The following is a 24126-nucleotide window of genomic DNA, read 5'->3' on the forward strand; positions in this document are numbered from 1 at the left end:
TGCGCTGGCCGCGCCGCAGCGTGCCGGGAGGACACGGCGTTGAATTGAGAGGCGGCCCTAGGCCCTCTTCGCTTGTTGTTCCTGGCGCTGGCGTGCGCGGAAACCGAACATGTCGCCCTTGTCCTTGATTTCCGCCCAGATCGGGGCCGTGATCCTGTCGATGGCGGCAATGTCCGCGTCGGGAATCGTCCAGCCGGCGCTCTCGACGTTTTCCTCCAGCTCCTTGACGGTGCGGGCGCCGACCAGCGGCGAGCTGACGCCCGGCCTGCTGGTGAGCCACTGGATCGCAAGCTGCGGAACCGTCTTGCCGTAGCGCGCCGCGATCGGCTTGAGGAGGTCGACGGCATTCACCGCCCGCTCATAGGTGCCCGGCTGGAACAGCACCGTTGTGCGCCGCTCATCGCCCTCGACGAATTTCGTGCCCGGTGACAGCGTGCCGGTGAGCAGTCCCTGAGCCAGGCCGCTGTATGGCATGACGCCGATATTGTGCTTGCGGCAATAAGGCAGCGTTTCGGCCTCAACCTCGCGCCAGAGCATGTTGTAGGGCGGCTGCAGCACGTCGATGACGCCATGCTGGCGGGCGCTGTCCATGTCGGCGGTGCTGAAATTCGAGACGCCGACCGCCTTGATCCGTCCTGACGCGCGCAGCCGCTCCATCATCTCCATGGTCGGGCCGATCGGAAACTGCGAGTTCGGCCAGTGGACGAAATAGACGTCGACATGGTCTGTCTGCATGCGCTTCAGCGAACCGTCGAGCGCCGCCTCTATCGCGGCGGGTTCCAGATGATTGGGCGCGACCTTGGTCGCGATGACGGCCTTGTCGCGGCGGCCGGCCAGTGCCTCGCCGACGACTTCCTCGGCATGGCCGTGTCCATAGGCCTCGGCCGTATCGATTAGCGTGATGCCAAGCTCGAGCGCGCGTCGGATCACCCGGATCGATTCCTTATCGTCGGCCGCGCCCCAAAACGCGCCCGACATGCCCCAAGTCCCAAGTCCGATTTCCGATACCTTGACCGGCGACGATCCCAGCTGTCGCTGTTGCATCCTGTTCCTCCCGATTGGCGGCATATATGGGCCACGGCCCTGCCGTTACCCAATTTATACGCTTATATACTCGTCTAACAAGTGCGTTCTCCGGGAATCGCAATTCGTTGCCAAAAAACCGCAAATTCCCAAATAATTCAAGGTAGGGCGGGAGGCTCTGAAGCCGGCTGACGCAAAATCTCTCAAAGGGGGTTTACGCCCCATTCGGCAATCTTGTATGCTTATTAGACAAGTTGGCATTTAGCCAGAATTGTGTGCTGTAAAGTGCGACGCCATTACGGGGAGAAGGATCCGATGAAGATCGTGGATATCAAGACAGCGGTCGTCGCCTATCACGGCAAGGCGACGCTGATCCGGATCGATACGGACGCCGGTATCTCCGGTTATGGCGAAGCCAACCCCGATGCAGGTGCCGCCGCAATCGTGGGGCTGATTTCGGAACTGAAGTCGGAATTGATCGGCCAGGATCCGCGCAATGTCGAATATTGCTGGGACAAGATCCGCCGCGATCACGTGTTTTCCGGCGCGCAGGCCGGCGTCTTTCTCATCGCCCTCACCGGGCTCGAAATGGCCCTGTGGGACGTGGCGGCGAAAGCCGCCGGCCAGCCGCTCTACCGCATGTTCGGCGGCAAGTTCCGCGACCGGATAAGGCTCTACGCGGATTGCGGCGACGGCGATGACGAATCGGGATCGCCGCAGGGCTGTGCGGCGCGCGCGCGCCGCATGGTTGAGGAGGGCTTCACCGCGCTCAAGTTCGACATCGACAATCTGCACCATCCAACGAAATTCGACCGGATGAACCACACCATCAACGGCGCGGAACTCCGCTTCATGGTGGAGCGTGTGGCGGCGGTGCGCGAAGCGGTCGGCCCCGACATCGATCTCTGCATCGATTTGCATGCGCGCTACGACGTGCTGAGCGCCAGCCGCATCGCCGCCGAGATGGAGCGCTTCAATCTTCTGTGGCTCGAAGAGCCGATCCCGGCGGAAAATGTCGAGGCTCTGAAGCAGATCAGAATGCGTACGAAAACGCCGATCTGCGTCGGTGAAAACCTCTATCTGCGCTGGGGCTTTCGCGAGCTGTTCCAGAATTACGGCGCCGACGTCGTCATGCCCGATGTGCCGAAATGCGGCGGCCTCGCCGAAAGCCGCAAGATCGCGAACCTCGCCGAGATGTACTACGTGCCCTTCGCGCCGCATCTTGTGTCGACGCCGCTGGGCACGATGGCGACATGCCATGTCTGCGCCAGCGTGCCGAACTTCCTGGTGCTGGAATGGCACGCGCTCGAGGAACGGGACGCGTGGGACAGCTATGTCCGCCTGCCGGACGGCGCAAGGTCCATCGTCGAGGACGGCCATATCGCGGTGTCCGACGTTCCCGGCATCGGCGTCGAGCTCGACATGGATGGTGTGTGCAAGCACGCGGTTCCTGGCTTCGGCATTTTTGAGTAGCGGATGATCGGATGAAGACTCTTCTGGCCGGGCGCTGCGCTGCTCGGCAAAAAGAGACCGTCAGGAGGAGGCCATGGGCAAGCGGATCGTTTTCACCGGCGGCAGCGGCAAGATCGGCCGCCACGTCATACCTTACCTTCTAAAGCGCGGGCATCATGTTCTCAACCTCGACCTGACGCCGTTGGACATGCCCGGGGTCGATACTGTTATTACCAACCTTGCGGATGCCGGCGAAGCCTACAATGCACTGACGCTGCATTTCGGGTTCAACGAATATTTCGGCGGCAAGGGCCGCCGGCCGGTCGATGCGGTGGTCCATTTCGCGGCGCTGCCGCGGATATTCCTGCGGCCGGACAACGCCATGTTCGCCGCCAATGTGCAGTCGACCTACAACGTGATCGAAGCCGCCACCAAGCTCGGTATCCGCAAGATCGTCACGGCTTCCAGCGAAACGGTCTATGGCGTCTGCTTTGCCGAAGGCGAACGCGACTTCTCATCGTTTCCGGTGGATGAGGACTACGACGTCGATCCGACCGACAGCTACGGCCTCTCCAAACTGCTCGGCGAAAAAATCGCACGATCTTTCGCCTCCCGCACGGGAGCCGACATTTATGCCCTGCGGATCGGTGGCGTCGTCGAGCCGAAGGACTATGCCCGCTTTCCGGAATTCCTGGCCGATCCCTCGAAGCGGCGGCGCGACGCCTGGACCTATATGGACGTGCGCGATCTCGGTCAGATCGTCGACCTGTGCGTCGAGAGGGACGGGTTGGGATTCCAGATATTCAACGCCGTCAACGACACCATCGTGTCTGAATTGCCGACGGCGGAGTTTCTCAGGAAGCATGTGCCCAACATACCGGTCACCCGCGCCATGGACGCATTTGAGGGACCGATCTCCAACCGGAAGCTGCGCGACGTCCTTGGGTTCCGGCAAGAGTATGACTGGCGGACACAGTGACCCGATCGTGCCCCACGGGCAGCGGCGACCGGCTTGATAGAGCCACTATATCCGGCCGATCTCTGACCAGCTCGTTCCAAGCGTCAGGCCGGTGACAAGCCACCCAGGCCGAATGCCGCGCCGTATCACAATCGGCAGAGCGTCAACATGATTTCTCTTCCGAGCTTACTAGCGATGAAGGTACCTCTCACCTCGGGCAAGGTCCGTCCGCGCAGTCAGTTCTTGTCGAGGTCGAGAGATTTACAGCGACTAAACCTGTAGGGACGTTTCAACCCCGGAAGTCAAAGGATAAGCTGCGGTCGGCGTTTGGGCCGCAAGCGGGCCGGCAGCTTAGGGCAGCGAACCTTCAAGAACGGACATTATTCTCGCATTGTGATCTGGCTCAGAACCGATATCCGGCCGCAAGAGCATTGAATCGATCCGGTTCAGCGATTCGCTGCTCCTGACCGATGTCAGCTACGCTGCTGGGCCCAGATGTTGGAAGAACTGCAGGAACAATTCACGCTCGGTGGTGATGTCGAGCTTTTCATAGATGCGGCGGCGGTGGTTCTTCACCGTGCCGACGGTGATGCCGAGCCGCTCGGCAATGTTGGCGGTGGGATGGCCGGCGAGGATGAGCTGCACCAACTCGCGCTCGCGCGATGAAAGCTCGGGCCAGAGGCTTTCCGGAACTCTGGGCTTCTGCTGCGGCGAGGCGCCGGGACCACTGGGCGCCGAGGTGCGGGAGAAGTCTGAGCCGCGTGCTTTGATGTCCAGCGCATGCAGCGCCTCGAACACCGGCAATCGCTCGGTGAGCAGCGCGATCTCGCTGTCCTTGAACGACACCGTCGAGCGGTCGAGGAAGATGCCGAGGCACCAGTCGCCGCCATCGGCCAGCATGATGCCGACCTCGTCGCAGATTTCCGACTGCGCCAGGAAACCGGCTATGTACTGCCCGCGTTTGGCCTCCTCATTGGCCAGGCCTTTCAGCGGCATGATGCCTAGCCGGCGCTGGCTGCGCCACGAGGCATAGAACGGATCGAAGACGTAGTAATTGTCGAGATAGCGCCGCACCATCTCGTCGGAGAAGCGCCGGTGCTTGACGAATTCCGGCGTCTTGGTCGCCGAGTAGCGCGTCACCGTCACCAGGTCATGCGCGATGTCGGCGCCGATCAGGTCGATCAGGCAGTCGACATGCCGGTCGGTGCCGGTGGCGGCGATCGCCTTGGCCAGCGGCGCCCAGATGTTGCCCATGCGCATGCCCTTTTCTCGGCGAACCCGGCCCAAGCGTCATTGTGTCTTTAGGCATATGGCGCGATCCGGCTTTGGGAATCTAGCCTGCGGTCACTCTCGGCAAGGGAAAGCGACCCGTGGACCAGATTACCACCAACCCAATCGTCATCGGCATCGACGCCGGCGGCACCATGACCGACACGATCCTTGTCGATCAGGACGGCCACTTCAAGATCGGCAAGTCGGCGACCACTCCGAAGAACGAGGCCGAAGGCTTCCTCGCCTCCGCCGAGGATGCGGCCGACGCCTGGGGCATCTCGCTGCATGACCTGTTCTCAGGCGTCAATGTCGTGCTCTATTCCGGCACCGGTATGCTCAACACGCTGTTGTCGCGCACCGGCCGCAAGCTCGGGCTGATTACCACCAAGGGCCTGGAGGACATGATCCTGATGGGGCGCGGCCTGCAGGCCTGGGCCGACTATTCCTATGCCGACCGCCTGCACGCGGTCACCCATCACCATCCCGATCCGCTGGTACAGCGCCGCCGCACCCATGGCGTCACCGAGCGCATCGACCAGTTCGGCGACGTCATCCTGCCGCTCTACGAGCACGAGGTGCATGCGGCCGCCAAGAAGCTGATTGCCGACAAGGTCGAGGCGATCTGCATCATGACCATCTTCTCTCACGTCAATCCGGCGCATGAGAAACGCATTGCCGAGATCTGCCGCGAGGAGATCGCCACCGCCGGCGCCGACATCCTCGTCTACACCAGCCATGAGGTGCGTCCGGTCATCCGCGAGCAGTCGCGGCTGAACTCGGTGCTGATCGAGGCCTACGCCACTTCGCGCGGCCGCAAGCAGCTCAAGGGCATTGAGGACGTCTCCAAGAAATACGGCTTCAAATATGGCGTGCAGACGCTGCTCTCCTTCGGTGGCCTGACCTCGATCGACCATCCGCGCCTGCACGAGACGATGATCTCCGGGCCGATCGGCGGCATTCTCGGCGCGGCCTATGTCGGCAAGCTGATTGGCAACGACTCGCTGATCTGCTCGGATATGGGCGGCACGTCCTTCGACATGGGCGTCATCACGCGCGGCCAGACGCGGATCGAGAACGAACCGCTGATGGACCGCTTCAAGCTCAACGTGCCGACGCTGCATCTCGACACGATCGGCGCTGGCGCCGGCATGATCCTGAAGGTCGACCCGCTGACCCGAAAAGTCTCGCTCGGACCGGAAAGCGCCGGTTCCGATCCCGGCCCGATCTGCTTCGCCAAGGGCGGCACCGAACCAACCATCGCCGATTGCGATGCTATCCTCGGCCGCTTGAACCCGCATTACTTCCTCGGCGGCAAGGTCGTGCTGCAGGTCGAGAAGGCGCGCAAAGCCTTCGAGGAGAAATGCGCCCGCGTTCTCGGCGTCGGTGTCGAGGAAGCTGCCGAAGGCATGATCGACATGCTGGAGGCCGACGCTAACAATGCGCTCCGCCGCGTCATCTCCGGCCAGGGCATTCACCCCTCGGAATTCACGCTTCTGTCCTATGGCGGCTCGGGGCCATTGCATCTCGCCGGCTGCTCCAGGGGCATCGGCTTCAAGGACATCATCACCTTCCAGTTCGCCGCAGCCTTCTCGGCCTTCGGCTGCACCACGGCCGATTTCATGCGCCGCCATTCGGTGTCGACGCAGATCGACATCGGCGCCCGCGCCAGCGATGACGAATTGCAGACCTTTGGCAAGAAGGTGACCAATGTCTGGGACGATCTCACCAAGGCTGCGGTCGACGAAATGATCGCCGACGGCCACAGCCACGACAAGATCAAGACCGTGCCGTTCCTGATGATGCGCTACACCGGCCAGCTCGAGGACGTCGAGGTCATGGCGCCGCTGTCGGCGGTTCGCTCGGCCGACGACATGCGCAAGGTCATCGCCGAGTTCGAGGCGGTCTATGCCAAGGTCAACCACCGCGTCTCGCGCTATGGCGAGGCCGGCTTCTCGATCACCGAGCTCGGGCTGATCGCCACCGCCGACAAGGTCAAGCCGATGCTGGTCAAGCGGCCGCTCGGCAAATCCGATCCAGCGTCCGCCCACAAGGGCGTGCGCGAGGCCTATATCGGGGGCCGCTGGCACAAGGCGAATCTCTACGAGATGGACTTGCTGCAACCCGGCCACGAAGTTGTCGGCCCCGCCATCATCGAACATCCGGCGACGACGCTCGTCGTCCATCCGCAGGATCGCGTCCATGTCGATGAATGGACGCTGCTGCACTACACTCACGCTTGAGAAGGGCGAACGCCATGCTGGACAAACCCGCCTCTGCGCTGCGCATCCGCGAAAGGCTGCTCGAATCCGAACGGCTGATGGACGAGACCGGCTGCTATGACGGCATCACCGAGCTCAAGCTGCGCAACCAGGATCCGCTGAAATTCGAGACGCTGCACACCAAATTGCGCGCCTACTGCGTATCGGCCCGCGAGATGGCGCGCCGCATCTCCGCCTCGCCCGGTGTGCGCGAGGTCGGCGAGATGGTCGTCGCCATCTACACGCCGGAAGGCGATGCCATCGCGCTTTCCAACGGCATCATGGTGCATGTGCACACGATGAGCCGCTTCATCAAATGGATGATCCGCAACGGCTACGAGGAAAACCCGCAGATCCGTGATGGCGACATCTTCGCCAACAATGACGCCTTCATCGGCACCGTGCAGGTGCCGGATGTGATGGACGTGGTGCCGATCTTCCATTCCGGCAAGCTCGTCGGCTGGGCCGGTGCGGTCTGCCACGAGCTCGAAGCCGGCGGCATCACGCCGGGCGGCGACGTTGCGCTGGCGCAGGAACGTTTCACCGAGGGCCTCTTCGTCTGCGCCGAGAAGGTCGGCGAGAACGACGAGCTTCGGCGCGACTACGTCATCCGCTGCGAGCGCAATCTCCGCATGCCGATCTACTGGGTGCTGGACGAGAAGGCCAAGGTGGCGTCGTGCATCGACATGCGCGAAAGCGTCAAGGCGCTGATCGACGAGATCGGCCTCGACTACTGGATGCAGGTGTCGAAGGAATTCATCGAGGAGGGCCGCCGCGCCCAGCTCGCCCGCACGCGCCAGCTCACTGTGCCCGGCATCTATCGCGGCCACACTTTTTACGGGCACGTCACCAAGGGCAAGCCCGGCTACCAGCCGCTCGGCGATCCCGACTGGCTCTACAACATGCCGATCGAGATGGAGATCACCATCGACGGCAAGATCGTCATGGACTTCGAGGGCACGCAGCCCTGGGGCTACCATTCGATGAACTGCACGCCGGCCGGCATGGATGGCGGCATGTTCGTGACGCTGACGCAGCACATGAATTTCGAAGGTCTCGTCAATGACGGCGCCTGGATGGCGACCGAACTGAAGCTGCCCAGGGGCACCTGGACCAACCCCGACAACGAGATGGTGGCGACGGCGACTTCCTGGGCGTTGCTTTTGCCCGCCTATGGCGTCTTCCAGCGGCTCCTGTCGCGCTCCTTCATCGCCCGCGGCTTCGTCGAGGAGGCCTTTGTCGGCCAGGTCAACAGCCCGATGATCGAGATGGGGGGCACCAGCCAATACGGCACGCCCTTCGGCATGGCGCATTTCGAATGCGCCGCCGCCGGGTCCGGCGCGCTCGCGATCAAGGACGGCTTGGACACCGCCTATGTCGGCTGGAACCCGGAATCCGACATGGGCAATATCGAGATCTGGGAACAGAACATGCCGATGCTCTATATCGGCAGGTCCATCGTTCCCAATTCCGGCGGCGCCGGCAAATATCGCGGCGGCTGCTCCTTCCTGTCGACCTGGCTGGTGAGCAAGACCGATCATCTCAGGCTGGTCACGTCCGAACATTCCTCGCGCGTCTTCGACAATGGCGGGCTTTGCGGCGGCTATCCGGCGCCGACCTGCCAGAAGCACCGCGCAGTGCGCGAGAGCAACATCTTCGAGCTGGCCGAAAATGGCGCGCCGCTGGCCCACCACACCGGCACCAACCCGTACCGCTCGGAGCTGGAAATGCGGCTGGAAGGCGAGCATGTGACGCTCGAAGGGCCATACATCACAGCACCCCACAAAACCGGCGACGTCTTCACCCATTCCTACAATGGCGGCGGCGGTTACGGCGATGTGCTCGAGCGCGATCCGGTCAAGACCGCCTGGGATGTCGAGAACGGCTTCCTCACCAAGGAGGCTGCCGAAGGCATCTTCGGCATCGTGCTCGATGAGGACGAGGAAGGCTTCCCGATCGCCAATCTGGAGGCCACCAACCGCCATCGTGCCGAGATGCGGGCGCGACGTTTGGCTCGTGCAAAGCCGGTTTCGGAGTGGATCGCCAAGGAGCGCGAGCGGGTGAAGGCGGCCGATTTCGCGCCCGAGGTGAGGAAGATGTATGTCAGCGCGATCAAGCTTTCGCCGCGCTTCACCAAGGATTTTTCGACCTTCTGGGATGTCGACGCCAAATCGACCTTCGGCGTGGAGTAAGGGACCATGACCTCATACAGCAACGAAGTCATCGCCGACCTGGTTGCCGGCACGCTGCCCTGGCCGCAGACGCGCCGCATCATGAGCGCCTACAAGGACGACGACCGCTTCTTCAAATATGTCTCGGTGCTGCAGGACCGCGTCGGCTGGAGCGATCCGATCCTGCTTCCGGTCGGCGACCATCTCTTCATCTGCCAGAGCGGCGACGAGCGGGTGACGAAATGCGAATGCGGCCATTCCTTCGGCGACTATCGCAAGAACTGGAAGCTGAAGGCGGCGATCATCGTGCGCGACAGCGAGGAGACGCTGCGCGAGATCTACCCCAACAGCGATCTGCCGGATCCGGACTGGATGGAGATCCGCGAATTCATCTGCCCTGAATGTGGCACGCTGCATGAGGTCGAGGCGGCCGCGCCCGGCTATCCGATCGTGCATGATTTCGAGCCCGATCTCGAAGGGTTCTATCGCGATTGGCTGGGCAAGCCGCTGGAGCCGTCGAACAAAGGAGGCTGATGCCGCAAATGGGCCGCGTCGCAGGTAAGGTGGCGCTCGTTACCGGGGCCGGTCTCGGCCTCGGACGGGCGTCGTCGCTTTTGCTGGCGTCGGAAGGCGCCAGGCTCGTCGTCAGCGACATAGACGAGAGGCTCGCCGGCGATACGGCGGCGCAGATTGTCAAAGTTGGCGGCGAGGCGTTGGCGCTTCGCCATGACGTCTCGAAGCCCGAGGATTGGTCTGCCGCCATGGCGGCGATCGAGCAGCGCTTCGGCCGGCTCGACGTGCTGGTCAACAATGCCGGCATCGCCATCGCTCGGAACATCGAGGATACCTCTTTAGCCGAATGGCGGCGCACCATGGCGATCAACCTCGACGGCGTCTTCCTCGGCTGCCAGGAAGGCATCAAGCTGATGAAGAAATCCGGCGGCGGATCGATCATCAATCTCTCTTCCATCGACGGCGTCATCGGCGAGGCGGATCTTGCCGCCTACTGCGCCTCCAAGGGCGGCGTGCGCACCTTGACCAAGGCGGTGGCCGTACACTGTGCCGAGCAGCGCTACGGCATCCGCTGCAATTCGATCCACCCCGGCTATATCTGGACGCCGCAGACCGAGAATTATCTGCGCGATCTGGGCACGCTCGAGCAGGAGAAGGCGAAGGCGCTGTCGCGCCATCCGATCGGCTTCCTCGGCGAACCCAACGACATCGCCTACATGGTCCTCTACCTCGCCTCGGACGAATCGAAATTCGTCACCGGCTCCGAAATGGTCGTCGACGGAGGCTATCTTGCAGTGTGAACACGGAGCACGTTCGCGATGACCAACCTCACCGGCCGCAGCGCCATCGTTACCGGCGGCTTTTCCGGCATGGGTTTTGCCATCGCCACGGCGCTCGCCAAGGCCGGCGCCAATGTCGCCGTCGGCTCCTACGTGGCGCCGCCGCACGCGGACAGGGCGGATGCCGCCTACTATCCCGGCGCCGACGAGATCGAGCGCGTGACGTCGGCGCTGGCCGCCCACGGCACCAAGGCGCACGCCGCCCATCTCGACGTGCGCGACAGCGCGCTCACCAATCTCTTCTTTGCCGAAGCCCAGGCGGCAGTCGGCCCGGCAGACATCCTGGTCAACGCCGCCGGCACCACGGCCGAGCAACCGGTCTGCGGCCATTCCGACGAGCTCTGGGACAAGATCGTCGACACCAATCTCACCGGGTCGTTCCGTACGACCCGCGCGGTCCTGCCCGGCATGATCGAACGCGGCTGGGGCCGCATCGTCAACATCGGCTCGACCGCGGCTTCCGTCGGCTGGAAGGACAATCCTGCTTACTGCGCATCCAAGGCCGGCCTGCTCGGGCTGACGCGTTGCGTGGCGCTCGAAGGCGCGGCACACGGCGTCACCTGCGTCATGATCAGTCCGACCTGGGTCGAGACCGAGCTGATGCGCCGCAACGTGGCGCAGGTCGTCGAGCGCGAAGGCAAGGGCCGCAGCGCAGAGGAACTGATGGACGAGTTCAGGAAAGGCAATCCCCAGGGGCGCATGATGCAGCCGGAGGAAATCGCGGCGCTCGCCGTCTTCCTTTGCTCGGACCTCGCCAGGGGGATCACCATGGAAAACATCCAGATCACCGGCGGCGCCTTGTGGTAGCGTCGGTGGGGGGCGATGGATTCCGGTCTCGTGGGAGGAGACCGGCATAGACGGAAGGACCATCAACAGACAGGGGAACTGACATGAAAATAAGAAATGCCTTGCAAGGGGCCGGTCTTGGCCTCGCGCTGATGCTTGCCGCAACGACGGCCGGGCAAAGCGCCGACCTTGGCGCGAAGGACGAGCCGATCAAGCTCGCCATGCTGGAATGGACGGGCGCGCACGTCTCCACGCACATCGCAGGCCAGCTTCTGGAGAAGCTCGGCTATAAGGTCGAATACGTCACCGCCGGCAATTTCCCGCAATTTTCGGGCCTCGCCGACGGCTCGCTCAGCGCATCGGTCGAGATCTGGTTGAACAATGTCGGCGACATCTATCCGAAAGTGCTGGCCGCCAAGCAGATCGAGGACATCGGCAAGCTCGATCTGAAGACGCAGGAAGGCTGGATCTATCCGAAATTCATGGAAAAGGTCTGCCCCGGCCTGCCGGACTGGACTGCGCTGAACAAGCCCGAATGCGTGCAGGCATTGGCGACGCCCGAAACCGCGCCCAATGGCCGCTTCCTCGATTACCCGGCCGATTGGGGCTCGCGCGCGGCCACCATCCTTGCCGACAACAACATGCCCTACACCGCTGTGCCGTCGGGCTCCGAAGGCGCGCTGGTGGCCGAGTTGGAAGCCGCCGAAGCCGCCAAGACGCCGCTCATCATGATGTTCTGGGGTCCGCACTACGCGCTGGCCGAGAACGACGTCGGCTGGGTGACGATGCCGCCCTGCAAGGAACAGACCAACGAGCACTGCATCACCCCACCTGATGTCGACAAGATCGTCTGGTCGGGCTTTGGCGCCAAATGGCCGGCGGCCTACGCCTTCCTCAAGGCCTTCAAGATGGATGCGGCCGAGCAGCAGAAGATGATGCTGGCCGTCGACAAGCAAGGCAAGGATCTCGACGCCGTCGTCAAGGAATGGATCGACAAGAACGAGACGGTGTGGAAACCTTGGCTCGACGCCGCCAAAGGATAATTCGCCGATGTGCCTGGCAAAGGCCGAGGGCACCATAGGCCCGGTTTCCGCACTGCGCGGAGCCGGGCGGGCGATCGGCACGGGTGGTTAAGGATGAACACGGCCGCGCGTCCGATAAAGCTTGCCTGCCGAAATGTCTGGAAGGTCTATGGCCGGCGCCCGGCCTATTACTTCGACTCGCGCGGCTATATCATCGATCCCGATGCGCTGGCCGAGCGCCTGCGCGCCGAGGCGCATCTGCCGGCCGTGGTCGATGCCAGCTTCGAGGTGGCGACCGGCGAGATATTCGTCATCATGGGTCTGTCCGGCTCCGGTAAGTCGACCCTGGTGCGCTGCCTGTCGCGCCTGGTCGAGCCGAGCGCCGGCGAGATACTGCTCGACGGTAGGAACCTGCTTGCCGCCAGCGGCAAGGAGCTGATCGAGCTGCGCCGCCACGCCATGGGCATGGTGTTCCAGAATTTCGGCCTGCTGCCGCATCTGAACGTGTTGGGCAATGTCGCCTTCCCGCTGAAAATCCAGGGCAAGCCGGCGAAGGAACGCGAGGCGCGCGCCCGCGAGATGATCGCGCTGGTCGGACTCGAAGGCCGCGAGGCATCCTTCCCGCACCAGCTCTCCGGCGGCCAGCAGCAGCGCGTCGGCATCGCCCGTTCGCTTGCGGTGGGGCCGGAGCTCTGGTTTCTCGACGAGCCGTTCTCGGCGCTCGATCCGCTGATCCGCAAGCAGATGCAGGATGAGTTCCTGCGCCTGCAGCGCATGCTGAAGAAGACTATCATCTTCATCACCCACGATATCGCCGAGGCCTTCCGGCTTGCCGACAGGCTGGCGATCATGCGGGCCGGCAAGATCGTGCAAATCGGCCGTCCCGCCGACATCGTGCTCAACCCGGCCGACGACTATGTCGCGCAGTTCACCGAGGACATGCCGCTGTTGCGCGTCATCACGGCCGGCGACATCGCCACGCCCGCCAATGGCGCGCTGTTGCCGGAACGAAGCGTCGTCGCCGACACCAGCCTCGAGGCGCTCATCCCGCAACTCGCCGCGGGCGCCACGGCCTTCACCGTTTCCGGGGTGGGTGACAGCCCGCCGGCGGTGCTCGACGCCAGCGCCGTGCTCGCGGTGCTCGAACGCGAGCAGGCAAGGCGCAAGAACTCATGACGGCGCCGGCCGCGGCATTTCGACCCTCATCGCGGTTCGTGGTGGAACCGGCGCTTCTGCCTTGGTGCGGCCTGGCCGTGCTGACGGCGCTTTGCCTGCTTCTCAAAACCGAGCTTCCCTGGCTGGTCAATTTCCCCAAGCAATGGACGCTGCCGCTGGCTACCTACATCAACGCCGTGACCGACATTGTCGTCGCCGTCATCCAACCGGCCTTCCGGGCGCTGTCCGCTTTGCTCGATGCGCCGATGCGCGGCGCGCGGCTGGCGCTCGCCTGGCTGCCCTGGCCGGCGGTGATGCTGGCGATCGCCGCCCTTGCGCTGAAGTCGAGCGGTGAGCGGTTGGCGATCTTCGCGCTCGCCACGCTCGCCTATATCCTGCTCGCCGGCTACTGGCCGCAGAGCATGAACACGCTAGCGCTGGTGCTGCTGGCGGTGCCGATCTCCACCGTGCTCGGCTTCCTGCTTGGCTTTCTGGGTTACGCCCGCCCGCGCTGGCGTCCGGTCCTGCTCGGCGCGCTCGACCTGATGCAGACGGTGCCGGCCTTCGCCTATCTCATTCCGCTCCTGCTCCTGTTCGGCTTCGGTCCGGTGGTTGGGCTGATCGCCTCGGCGATCTATGCGACGCCGCCGATGGTCCGCAACACCATGCTCGGATTGGACCGTGTGCCGGCGGCCATCAGCGAGGCCGGCTTGATGAGCGGCTGCACGCGCCGTCAGCAATTCTGGCAGGTCGAGGTGCCGACGGCGCTGCCGCAGCTTCTCGTCGGCTTCAACCAGACGACCATGGCGGCGCTGTCGATGGTCATCGTCGCCGCCATTATCGGTGGCTTCGAGGATATTGGCTGGGAGGTGCTCTCCTCGATGCGCAAGGCCGAATTCGGCCAGAGCATCCTCTCCGGCCTCGTCATCGCGCTGCTCGCCATCCTCATCGACCGCCTCACCATCGGCTTCGCGAAGGCGCCGGAGACCGGGCCGACGCCCGCCATGCGCTGGATGACGCCGCGCCGGTTGGCCTTGTCACTGGCGGGTGCGCTGGCTCTCGCCGTGGTCATCCGGTTGGCCGCGCCAGATGCGGCGCTTCTGCCGGAAACCGGTCTGCGCATGCAGATGGGCGCCGTCAACCAATGGCTGCTGGCGCTCGTGCGCGACTACGCCTGGTTCTTCAACGGCGTGCGCAATGCGGTGCTCTACTGCCTGCTTCTGCCGATGCGCGTCGGCATCGCCGGCTCGGCTACGCCGGCAATGTGGGGCTTCACATTGCCATCTTCGGTGCTCGCGGCTTATCTCGTCCTGGTGCTGGCCTTGGCCGTGTTGGCGCTGCGCGGCTTCGGTTGGCGCGGGGCGCTGGCCGTGCTGGCCGCCGGCCTTGTTCTCTATACCGGCTTTCTCAATCTCCCCTGGCCTGCCTTCATCCTTGCCGTCGCGTTGCTTGCCGGCCAGGTGGCCGGGCCGCGGCTCGGTTTTTTCGCGCTTGTCGGCTTCGGGCTGATCCTGATCGACGGGCTGTGGCCGCAACTGGTGCAGTCGCTCTATCTCTGCACGCTGGCGGTCCTGCTCTGCCTTCTGATCGGCGGCGCGCTCGGCACATGGGCGGCGCACAGCGATCGAGTCTCGCATATCCTGAAGCCGATCTGCGACGCGCTGCAGACGATGCCGCAATTCGTCTTCCTCATCCCGGCGCTGATGTTCTTCAAGGTGGGCGAGTTCACGGCGCTGATCGCCATCATGCTCTACGCCATCGTGCCGCCGATCCGCTATGTCGAGCACGGGCTGCGGCATGTCCGTCCCGATGTCGTCGAGGCGGTCGAGCAGATGGGCGCGACGCCGATGCAGACCTTGCTGCAGGCCAAGCTGCCGCTGGCTTTGCCGGTCGTCATGCTTGGCCTCAACCAGACCATCATGGCGACGCTGTCGATGCTGGCAATCGCCGCGCTCGTCGGCACGCGCGATCTTGGCCAGGCAGTCTATGTCGCGCTCGGCAAGGCCGATGCCGGCATGGGCCTGATCGCCGGCCTGTCGATCGCCTTCCTGGCGATCCTCGCCGACCGGCTGATCCAGGCGGGCGTCAGCGGCAGGGCCGACGAAGTCAGCTGAATCTGACGCCACAAAGCCGCGAAACCTCTAAGTTATTGAAAAACAACATGATTCGCCCGGAGGCGCCGATAGCGGAGACTTCAGGCCGGCCTATGTGATCCAAGAAAAGAGCCTGGACATGGCCCCTCCCATGGGCCAGATTCCCGCAGTCATTGCACCGGCTAATTTTGCTTTGCGGCTTGGTCGCGGTGCCATAGCTTCCGTTCCGGAAGACCTTGCCGACAAATTTGGTCGCCAGACCTGCATGGATATGCCGTGCCTGTGAAAGCAACTACCCATGTCCAGGTCATGTCCGCTTTTGCCTTGGCGAATTTCGGTGGCTTCGACCGGCCCACGCTAGCCCAGAACGAGAGCGCCTTCCCGCCTAGCCCGAAGGCAATCGAAGCCGGCCGGGTCGCTGTGGCACGCAGCCATCTCTACCCGGACCCGGACTGGACCTTGCTGCGCGACGCGATCGCAAGAACCTATGGGATCGAGCGCGATCTCATCCTGTGCGGCGCGGGTTCGATGGAGCTGATTGCCTGTACCATCGCGGCCTTCGCCGGACCGGGCGCTGACGTGCTGGGTACGGACTATGCCTATAATTTCGCCGCCTCGGCGGCCGCGCGCGTCGGGGCGACCTATGCCAAAGCGCAGGAGCGCGGCTTTGAGGTCTCGATCGACGCCGTCCTGGCGGCGGTGACGTCGGCGACGCGTATCGTGTTCGTCTGCAATCCGGGCAACCCGACCGGCACGCGCATCAAGAACGCGGAGCTGCTGCGCCTGCGCGCGGCCCTTCCCGGCGACGTTCTCCTGATGGTCGACCAAGCCTATGGCGAATTCGACGATCAGGATCCGCAAGCCGTCTTCGCGCTGGCCGGGCGCGGCGACACCGTCATCCTGCGTAGTCTGTCCAAGGCATATGGGCTGGCCGGCGCGCGCATCGGCTGGGGCTTGTTCGCGCCGCGGATCGCCGCCGAGGTGCGCAAGATGCAGAACTCCAACCAGGTCTCGACGGTGAGCCTCGCCATGGCCGTCGCGGCGCTAGAGGACCAAGCCTATACGCGCGCAATCGTAACCCGCACCGCCGACATTCGCGACCGCTTCGCGCAAGGCTTGCGAGCGGCCGGATACGAAGTCCCCGAAAGCCGGACCAATTTCGTTCTGGCGCGTTTTGCCGACGCGGCGGCAGCGGCCGCCGCCGACAGTGCCCTGCGCGGCGTCGACATTATCGTGCGCGGCCTCTCCGGTTACGGCCTGACGGACTGCCTGCGCATCACCATCGGGCCGCAGGAAGTCATGGACCGCGCGCTGCGTATCCTGACCGCCCTGCGCGGCCGGCAATGCTGGTAAGGGCTTCATCCGAGGGGATTTCATGACGTCAGACGCACCGTACCTGCCCGCTCGCGATTTCATCGGCTATGGCGAGCGGCCTCCGCCGGCCGAGTGGCCCGGCGGCGCAAAGTTGGCGCTCAACATCGTCGTCAATTACGAGGAAGGTGCGGAATACTCGATCGGCGAAGGCGACGGCGTTTCCGAAACGATCCTGTCCGACCTTGCCGTCGCGCCCGCCGTGCCGGGCCTGCGCAACCGCAACATGGAATCGCTTTATGAATACGGTTCGCGTGTCGGCGTCTGGCGGCTCATCTCGCTGTTCCGGGACAAGGGCGTCATCCCGACCTTCTACATTGTCGGGCGCGCGCTTGAGATCAACCCGGCGGCTGGCAAGGCGATCGCAGCACTTGGCAGCGACATCGTCTGCCACGGCTGGCGCTGGATCGACTACGCCCCGCTCAGCGAGGAGGAAGAGCGCCAGCACATCGCCATGACGGTGGACACGGTGCGAAACATCACCGGCATCGATCCCCTCGGGTGGTACACCGGCCGGCCAAGCCTCAACACGAGAAGGCTGGTAGTCGAGCATGGCGGCTTCCTGTTCGACTGCGACGACTACAATGACGACCTGCCCTATTTCGTCGATGTCGGCGCCAAGCGGCACCTCGTCGTGCCGCACAGCTTCGACAACAACGACAGCCGCTTTTCGCGCGGTTCAGGCTTGGAGACCGGTAGCCAGTTCTTCGACTATGTCAGCGACGGCGTCGACTGGCTGCTGAAGGAAGGCCAGAAGACCCCGCGCATGATGACGGTGTCGCTGCATTGCCGGCTGGCGGCGCGGCCGGGGCGAATGGTCGGGCTGGATCGCTTCCTCGACAAGATCACCGCCAATCCCGACATCTGGGTCTGCCGCCGCTCCGACCTCGCCCGCCACTGGCTGGACCGGTTCGGCGGCTAAGCCACCGAGCCGTTACCAGCGAAGTCTCTATTTATTCGGCACCTCATAGACCTTGCCGTGCCAGGGTGCTGCATCGATCTGGTCGAGCGCCATCACATAAAGCACCTTCTCGTCCGGTCCGAAGGCGAAGTTCGGCATCGACGGCGACGGCACCGAAAGCGTGCGCAAGAGCTTGGCGTCTTTATCCACGACGATGATCTTGCCTGGCGAGTCGAGCGAGCGCGGGCTCTGGCCGATATACATCTCGCCTTCTTTGTCCATCTTGATGCCGTCGGGCCAGATATGCGGCTGGTTCGGGAACAGATCGTCGAGCCCCAGGAACACGCGGCGGTTGCTCAAGCTGTGGTCGGACGAAACGTCGAACTTGATGATCCGGTTGTCCTCGGTTTCGACCAGATAGAGGATCTTCCCATCATTCGACATGACGAGACCATTGGCATTGTGCAGGTCGCCGGCGACCTTCTTCACACTGCCGTCCTTGCCGATGTAATAGGCCGAAGCGTCGATCAGCGGACCGCCCTTGCCGGAGCCGGTGAAATAGACGCCACCATCCTTGTCCGGCGCGAAATCGTTCGGTCCGATGAACGGCTTGCCGTCCGTGTCCTTGTCATAGGCAGGCAGCGTCTTGCCGTCGGCCGAGATGCGGCCGATCGTGTTGTTGTCGTAGCAGGTGACGAGGAACTCGCCGGTGGTGGTCGGCAGCACGGCCGAGGGGCCGCAGCCATCCATCTTCCAGAAAATGTCGTTCTTCTTGCCGTCCCAGACAGTGACCGTGCCGCGGCCATATTCGACGTAGAACAGCTTGTCCTGATACCAGCTCGGACCTTCGGCGAACCACGCGTCGTCATTGACCACCTTGACGTCGGCCGCCTGCGCGGCGGACGTCAGAACCAGGGCAAGCATCGTGCCCAGCAAATGCCGTTTGATCATGCGATTCCCCTTTTGTTTTCGTAGTTGAGGCCCTCTTCGAATTTCGTGCGCTTCCAGCGGCTTGGCGACTTACGACCGCAGCCGCTTGCCCTCCGGGTCGAAGGGCGGATGCGCGAGCAGCACCGCATCATGCGGCCGCCCGAGGATGGCGACAGTCACCTTGTCGCCCGCCTTGGCGGTTCCGGCCTTGACGTAGCCCATCGCCAGCGACTGCTTGACGAAATAACCGTAGGCGCCCGATGACACCTGGCCGATCGGCGTGCCGTCCGGCAGGAAGATCGGCTCGCCGCCGGTCGCGTCGGCATCCTTGGCCGACACGGAAAGCATGATGAGTTCATCCCGCGCCGGCTTGTCGGCGACGGCGAGATAGGCGTCGCGGTTGAGGAATTGCTTGTCCGTCTTGATCAGGCGATCGAGCTTGACCTCCTGCGGCCAGTATTCCGGCGAGTATTCGCGGCTCCAGCTGCCATAGCCCTTTTCGACGCGCAGCGACATCAGCGCCCGTGAGCCGACCGGCCCGGCGCCGACTTCCGCGCCCGCCTTGAGCAACGCGCGGTAGAGCTCGACCTGGTCGGCCGACTTGCAGTGCAGCTCCCAGCCAAGATCGCCGGTGAAGGAAACCCTCAACGCCACGACGTCGACGCCGGCGACGGTGATCTGCCGCGAGCGCATGAACGGGAAGGCCTCGTTCGACAGATCATCATTGGTGAGCCGCTGCAGGAGCTCGCGCGATTTCGGGCCGGCGACGTTGAAGCCGCCGAGATCCTCGGTACGCGAGCGGAAGGTCGTGCCTTCCGGCAGCGGCACCGATTTGAAGAAGCGCTGGTGGAAGCGTTCGGCCATGCCCGAGCCGATCACCATGAACTCGTCTTCCGCCAGCCTGGTCACGGTGAAGTCGCCGGCAATGCCGCCGCGCTTGCCGATCAGCGGCGTCAGGCAAGAGTTGCCGACCTTGGCCGGCATGCGATTGGCGAAGAGCGCGTTCAGCCAGGCTTCCGCGTCCGGCCCCTTTATCTCGTATTTGGCAAAATTGGAGATGTCGATGATGCCGGCATACTCGCGCAGCATACGCGCCTCGCGGCCGACCGGCCCCCACCAGTTCTGCCGAGTGAAGCCGATCGTTTCCTCGCGCGGCTCGCCTTCGGCCGCGAACCAAAGCGGATGCTCCCAGCCGAAATTGAGGCCGAACACGGCGCCCATCTCCTTCTGCATCTCGTAAACCGGCCGTGTCCGCACCGGACGGCCGGCGGCGCGCTCCTCGTTCGGGAAATGGATCTTGAAACGGTGGCTGTACTGGTCCTGCACGCGCGCCTTGGTGAAGGCCTTGCCGGCCCAATGGCCGAAGCGCGCCATGTCCCAGCCGAACATGTCGAGCGAAGGCTCTCCCTCGATCATCCACTCGGCCGCGAGCTTGCCCATGCCGCCTGATTGCGAGAAGCCGGGGATGATGCCGTTGCAGCAGAAATAATTGCTGAGCTCCGGCGCCGGCCCGAACAGCACCGCGCTGTCGGGCGACCAGATCATCGGACCGTTTATCACCTTCTTGACACCGGCGGCGGCCGCCGCCGGAACGCGCTGGATGGCGCGCATCATGTTTTCCTCGATGCGGTCGAGATCGTCGGGAAACAGCTCATGGCCGAAATCCATCGGCGTGCCGTCCTCGGCCCAGAATTTCATGTTGCGTTCGTAGGCGCCGATCAGCAGCCCCAAACCTTCCTGGCGCAGATAATATTCGCCGTCGCGATCGGCGACCGATGGCAGCCGCCGTCCCATCGATGCGATTTCCGGAATGGTTTCGGTGACGAAATACTGGTGCTCGGTCGGGATCAACGGCAGTTGCAGCCCGGCCATGGCGGCGACCTCCCTGCCCCACAGACCGGCGGCGTTGACTACCCATTGCGTGCGGATATCGCCCTTTGGCGTGCGCACGATCCAGCTGCCGTCCGCTTGCGCCTCGGTCGCCGTGACCGGGGTGAAGCGATGGATTTCCGCGCCGCGCTGCCGCGCCCCCGCGGCGTAAGCCGCAGTCACGCCCGACGGATCGACATTGCCGCCCTCCGGCTCATACATGACGCAGCGAATGCCGTCGAAATCGACCAGCGGATGCAGTCGCTCCGCTTCGTCGCGACCGACCTCGTAGAAGTTCATCTTGTAGCGCCGCGCCTTGGCTTCCTGCAGCCGCAGCTGATGCTCGCGGGCCTCGGTCTGGGCCAGATAGAGCGAACCCGGCTGGAAGATACCGCAGCCCTGGCCGGTCTCCGCTTCCAGCTCCTTGTAGAGCGCCATCGTGTAGTGCTGCAGCCGGCTGATATTGGTGGAATCATGCAGGCCGTGGATGTTGGCGGCCGCGTGCCAGGTCGAACCGGAGGTCAGCTCGCTGCGTTCCAGAAGCAGGACATCCGTCCAGCCGAACTTGGCGAGATGATAGAGGATCGAGCAGCCGATCAGACCACCGCCAATGACAACGGCTTGTGCATGAGTACGCATATCGAGATTTCTTCCCTTTGTTCGGCGACTTTGCTTCGCGCTCTTTGGCAGCGCTTTGGCATTTCAATTAGCTGACTGATCGGTCGCAGTCGCCAGCGAATTCAGGGGCGCAAACCGCGCCCCTGAATGGTGTTTGAGCTGCCGGTCTAGGCCCTATCCAACCAGACCTTGTCGAGCTGCAGTTCGAACGTCTGGTGCATGCCGAGGTTCTTCACATAGGTGGCGTGGTGGCGGTAGAGCGAGCGCCAGAACGCTTGGACGAGGATGCCGGAGTCCTGCAGGATGAACTCCACGTCCTTCATCAGCTCCTTGCGCTTGGCCGGGTCGGCAATGGCCATCGCCTCGTTCAGCTTCTTGTCGAACTCCGGATTGGCATAGCCGGACTCGTTCCACGCTTCGCCGCTGCGATAGGCGATCGCCAGCACCTGGACCCCCAGCGGCCGCATGCCCCAGTCGGTGGTCGACCACGGATATTTCGTCCAGTCGTTCCAGAAGGACGAGCCCGGGATGATGGTGCGCTTGACCTTGAATCCGGCGTCGCGCATCTGCGCAGCGACGACATCGGCCGGGTCCTTCACATAATCGGCGTCGTAGGAGATCAGCTCGAACTCGTGATCCGTCAGGCCGGCCTCGGCCATCAGCGCCTTTGCCTTGGCCAGGTCGCGCGGGACTTTGGGCAGTTCGTAATATTCCGGATGGATCGGGCAGACATGGTGGTTTTCGGCGACTTGCCCCAAGCCGCTATAGCCGAGTTTCAGCACCGTCTCGTTATCGACCGCAAGCTGGATGGCATTGCGCACGCGCTTGTCGTCATAGGGCTTGTTGGTCACGTTGGTGCGCAGCACGATCGTGCCGGCGGTGACAACCTGCTCCTTGACCAGGCCCATGCTGTCATAGAGATCGACCGTGCCGCCGACCGTCTGGTAGTTGCAGTCGATCTCGCCGGCCTCGAAGGCGCTGCCGATGGCGGGGTTGGATGCGTCCGATCCGTAGTCGATCCAGTCGACGCCGTCGAGATAGGGCTCGCCGCCGAACCAGTTGAAATCCTTGCGCCGCCGCACCGAGGCGGACTCGCCGACCTTGTAGGAGATCAACTCATACGGGCCGGTGCCGGGCGTCTTCAGCATATTGGCGCCGTTCTTGTCGAAGTCGCGATGGACGATGACCGCCGGATAGTCGGAGAAGCCCGGGATGATGGTGACGTCGGACTGATTGCATTTCAGCTTCACCGTATGGTCGTCGAGCTTGGTGATGGCGCCTTTGGTAGCTTTTTTCGTGGCGGCGTCGATCAGCGAGCCCATGCGCCCGGCCATCGAGTTGCCCTCGGCCGCCTTATCGCACCAGCGCTCGATGTTGTAGACGATGTCGTCGGCGTTGAAGTCGTCGCCATTCGACCATTTCACGCCCTTGCGCAGATGCAGCGTGTATTCGGTGGCGTCGTCGCTCACCTCCCAGCTCTCGACCAGATGGCCCTCGAAGGTGAAGTCGGTGGTGTAGCGGATCATGTAATCGTTGCACTGGCGCATGACATTGGCGATTTCCGACCAGTCCCAGGTGCGCGGATCCTTCATGTCCTTGATGATCATCTGCATCTTCAGGATGCCGCCCTTCTTGCCGGGCACTGCTGTCGAGGCCTTGGCCGGCTCCATCCCTGCCATCGCATAGGCAAGCGCCGTTGAAGCACCCATCACGCTTGCCATGGCTAGGAATTCGCGGCGGTCCATCCGCCCGCCTTTGACTTCAGCTGCGTAGCTTTCGATGACCGCCGGCACGCGGTCACCGTTGCTCTTGAACATTGTCATCGTTATTCTCCGGTTCAGGGCTTTCCGCCCGTTGCATTCCCCTTGCGGCTCAGCATGTTAGGGGTGATGCAAAAATCGCGGAAGGGCTCGACCCTTCACAAACCGCAGAAAACCGGCCCTTGAGGCCTAAAAAAACAATGGCATTGGCTAGCTAAATTTTTGAAGGAGCGGATAGGCCTATGGTCGGGCGGCGTCTTCCCTGGCCCTGGACAAAATCCATTCCCTCACTGTTCGGGCGATATTTCCCTTCGAAAGCTGGCTCTCGGTGAGATAGTAATTCCAGGGACTTGGCGGCCGCACCGGAAACGGCTCGACAAGAAGCCCGCGGCGCATATAGGCATGCGCCAGCGAGCGCTGCGTGGCGACGAGCCCCGCCCCCATCGCGGCGAGCTCGAGCGCGATGTTGGAGGCGTTGGTCGACAGGCCCTTGTCATGGTCCTCCATGTCAACGCCGAGCGCCTCGGTCACCGCCTGCCAGTATTCCTGGCGGCCATGCACGAAGATCCAGTCCACCTTTAGCATGTCCTGCGGCGTCTTCAGCGCATGCTCGCCCTCGAGCAAGGCAGGGGCGCAGAGCAGCACCAGTTCGTCGTTCCAGAGCGGGATCGCCGCCGGCGGCCTGTCATCGAAACGCCGCGTGGAGATTGTGATGTCGGCGATCTGCTCGTTCAGATCCTCCCAGATCGTGCCGTGCAGGACGATCTCGATCTCAGGATGCCTCTTGCGGAAGGCGGCCATGCAGCCCGCCAGCCAGTTTTCCGCAAGGCTCATCGGGCACGAAACCACGACTGTCCGGTTGCGAGAGGACGCGACGATCGCCTCAGTCGCCTGGTCGATCTGATCGAGCGCCTGGCGCAAAGTCGGCAGGAACGCCTCCCCCATCTCGGTCAACTTCAGGCTGCGCGGATAGCGGATGAACAGCTGCCGGCCGATATAATGTTCGAGCGCGCGCACATGCGTGCTGACCGCGGCTTGCGTGTAGCCCAGTTCCTTGGCAGCGGTGGTAAAGCTCAGATGCCTGGCCGAGCTCTCGAACGAGCGGATATAGTTCAAGGGGGGTGGCGGCTTCATC

The 24126-nt window shown here is 63.4% G+C and carries 18 protein-coding genes; 12 read left to right on the top strand and 6 right to left on the bottom strand.

Going from position 1 to position 24126, the window contains the following annotated elements; genetic code table 11:
• Window positions 1-57: 57 nt before the first annotated feature.
• Complete coding sequence (locus tag LB538_RS11545; RefSeq protein WP_224523136.1) at window positions 58-1044, bottom strand: aldo/keto reductase; 987 nt, start codon at window positions 1042-1044, stop codon at window positions 58-60.
• A 294-nt stretch (window positions 1045-1338) separates the two neighbouring features.
• Between LB538_RS11545 and LB538_RS11550 the strand changes: the two genes are divergently transcribed.
• A complete protein-coding gene (locus LB538_RS11550; RefSeq protein WP_224523138.1) occupies window positions 1339-2496 on the top strand; it encodes a mandelate racemase/muconate lactonizing enzyme family protein in 1158 nt (385 codons plus the stop codon).
• Between the two features lie 73 nt (window positions 2497-2569).
• A complete protein-coding gene (locus LB538_RS11555) occupies window positions 2570-3454 on the top strand; it encodes an NAD-dependent epimerase/dehydratase family protein (RefSeq protein WP_224523139.1) in 885 nt (294 codons plus the stop codon).
• A 456-nt stretch (window positions 3455-3910) separates the two neighbouring features.
• Here LB538_RS11555 and LB538_RS11560 read toward each other — a convergent pair whose 3' ends face one another.
• Window positions 3911-4693, bottom strand: coding sequence for a helix-turn-helix domain-containing protein (locus tag LB538_RS11560; RefSeq protein ID WP_224523141.1), 783 nt, complete (start codon window positions 4691-4693; stop codon window positions 3911-3913).
• 110 nt (window positions 4694-4803) lie between these two features.
• On the opposite strand from LB538_RS11560, the gene LB538_RS11565 reads away from it, so the two are divergent.
• From LB538_RS11565 to LB538_RS11610, 10 genes are all read left to right on the top strand, one after another.
• The gene (locus LB538_RS11565) at window positions 4804-6945 is read left to right on the top strand and encodes a hydantoinase/oxoprolinase family protein (RefSeq protein WP_224523142.1); all 2142 of its coding nucleotides are present in this window, start codon (window positions 4804-4806) and stop codon (window positions 6943-6945) included.
• Between the two features lie 14 nt (window positions 6946-6959).
• Entirely contained in the window at window positions 6960-9155 is a 2196-nt protein-coding gene (locus tag LB538_RS11570; RefSeq protein WP_224523144.1) for a hydantoinase B/oxoprolinase family protein, read from the top strand.
• Window positions 9156-9161: 6 nt separating this feature from the next.
• Window positions 9162-9668, top strand: coding sequence for an acetone carboxylase subunit gamma (locus tag LB538_RS11575; protein ID WP_224523146.1), 507 nt, complete (start codon window positions 9162-9164; stop codon window positions 9666-9668).
• Window positions 9669-9676: 8 nt separating this feature from the next.
• On the top strand, window positions 9677-10447 hold the full coding sequence (locus LB538_RS11580; RefSeq protein ID WP_224523148.1) for a glucose 1-dehydrogenase: 771 nt from the start codon (window positions 9677-9679) through the stop codon (window positions 10445-10447).
• A gap of 18 nt (window positions 10448-10465) precedes the next feature.
• Window positions 10466-11293 (top strand): SDR family NAD(P)-dependent oxidoreductase, encoded by an 828-nt coding sequence (locus tag LB538_RS11585; protein WP_224523150.1) that lies wholly within the window; start codon window positions 10466-10468, stop codon window positions 11291-11293.
• A gap of 83 nt (window positions 11294-11376) precedes the next feature.
• A complete protein-coding gene (locus LB538_RS11590; protein ID WP_224523151.1) occupies window positions 11377-12315 on the top strand; it encodes an ABC transporter substrate-binding protein in 939 nt (312 codons plus the stop codon).
• Between the two features lie 93 nt (window positions 12316-12408).
• On the top strand, window positions 12409-13470 hold the full coding sequence (locus tag LB538_RS11595) for a glycine betaine/L-proline ABC transporter ATP-binding protein (protein WP_140839232.1): 1062 nt from the start codon (window positions 12409-12411) through the stop codon (window positions 13468-13470).
• On the top strand, window positions 13467-15563 hold the full coding sequence (locus LB538_RS11600) for an ABC transporter permease (protein ID WP_224523153.1): 2097 nt from the start codon (window positions 13467-13469) through the stop codon (window positions 15561-15563). Before LB538_RS11595 ends, LB538_RS11600 begins: the two co-directional genes overlap by 4 nt.
• A gap of 255 nt (window positions 15564-15818) precedes the next feature.
• The gene (locus tag LB538_RS11605) at window positions 15819-16895 is read left to right on the top strand and encodes a pyridoxal phosphate-dependent aminotransferase (protein ID WP_224523162.1); all 1077 of its coding nucleotides are present in this window, start codon (window positions 15819-15821) and stop codon (window positions 16893-16895) included.
• Window positions 16896-16917: 22 nt separating this feature from the next.
• Entirely contained in the window at window positions 16918-17835 is a 918-nt protein-coding gene (locus LB538_RS11610; protein WP_224523165.1) for an allantoinase PuuE, read from the top strand.
• Window positions 17836-17862: 27 nt separating this feature from the next.
• Here LB538_RS11610 and LB538_RS11615 read toward each other — a convergent pair whose 3' ends face one another.
• The 4 genes from LB538_RS11615 to LB538_RS11630 form a co-directional block, all read right to left on the bottom strand.
• Complete coding sequence (locus LB538_RS11615; protein WP_224523166.1) at window positions 17863-18765, bottom strand: SMP-30/gluconolactonase/LRE family protein; 903 nt, start codon at window positions 18763-18765, stop codon at window positions 17863-17865.
• A 69-nt stretch (window positions 18766-18834) separates the two neighbouring features.
• Window positions 18835-21252, bottom strand: a complete 2418-nt coding sequence (locus tag LB538_RS11620) for an FAD-dependent oxidoreductase (RefSeq protein ID WP_224523168.1) — start codon at window positions 21250-21252, stop codon at window positions 18835-18837.
• Between the two features lie 146 nt (window positions 21253-21398).
• Window positions 21399-23054 (bottom strand): ABC transporter substrate-binding protein, encoded by a 1656-nt coding sequence (locus LB538_RS11625; protein ID WP_224523171.1) that lies wholly within the window; start codon window positions 23052-23054, stop codon window positions 21399-21401.
• 177 nt (window positions 23055-23231) lie between these two features.
• Window positions 23232-24125 (bottom strand): LysR substrate-binding domain-containing protein, encoded by an 894-nt coding sequence (locus LB538_RS11630; RefSeq protein WP_224523173.1) that lies wholly within the window; start codon window positions 24123-24125, stop codon window positions 23232-23234.
• Window position 24126 lies beyond the last annotated feature (1 nt).

Source organism: Mesorhizobium sp. Ca11, from assembly GCF_020165275.1.
Lineage (GTDB): Bacteria > Pseudomonadota > Alphaproteobacteria > Rhizobiales > Rhizobiaceae > Mesorhizobium.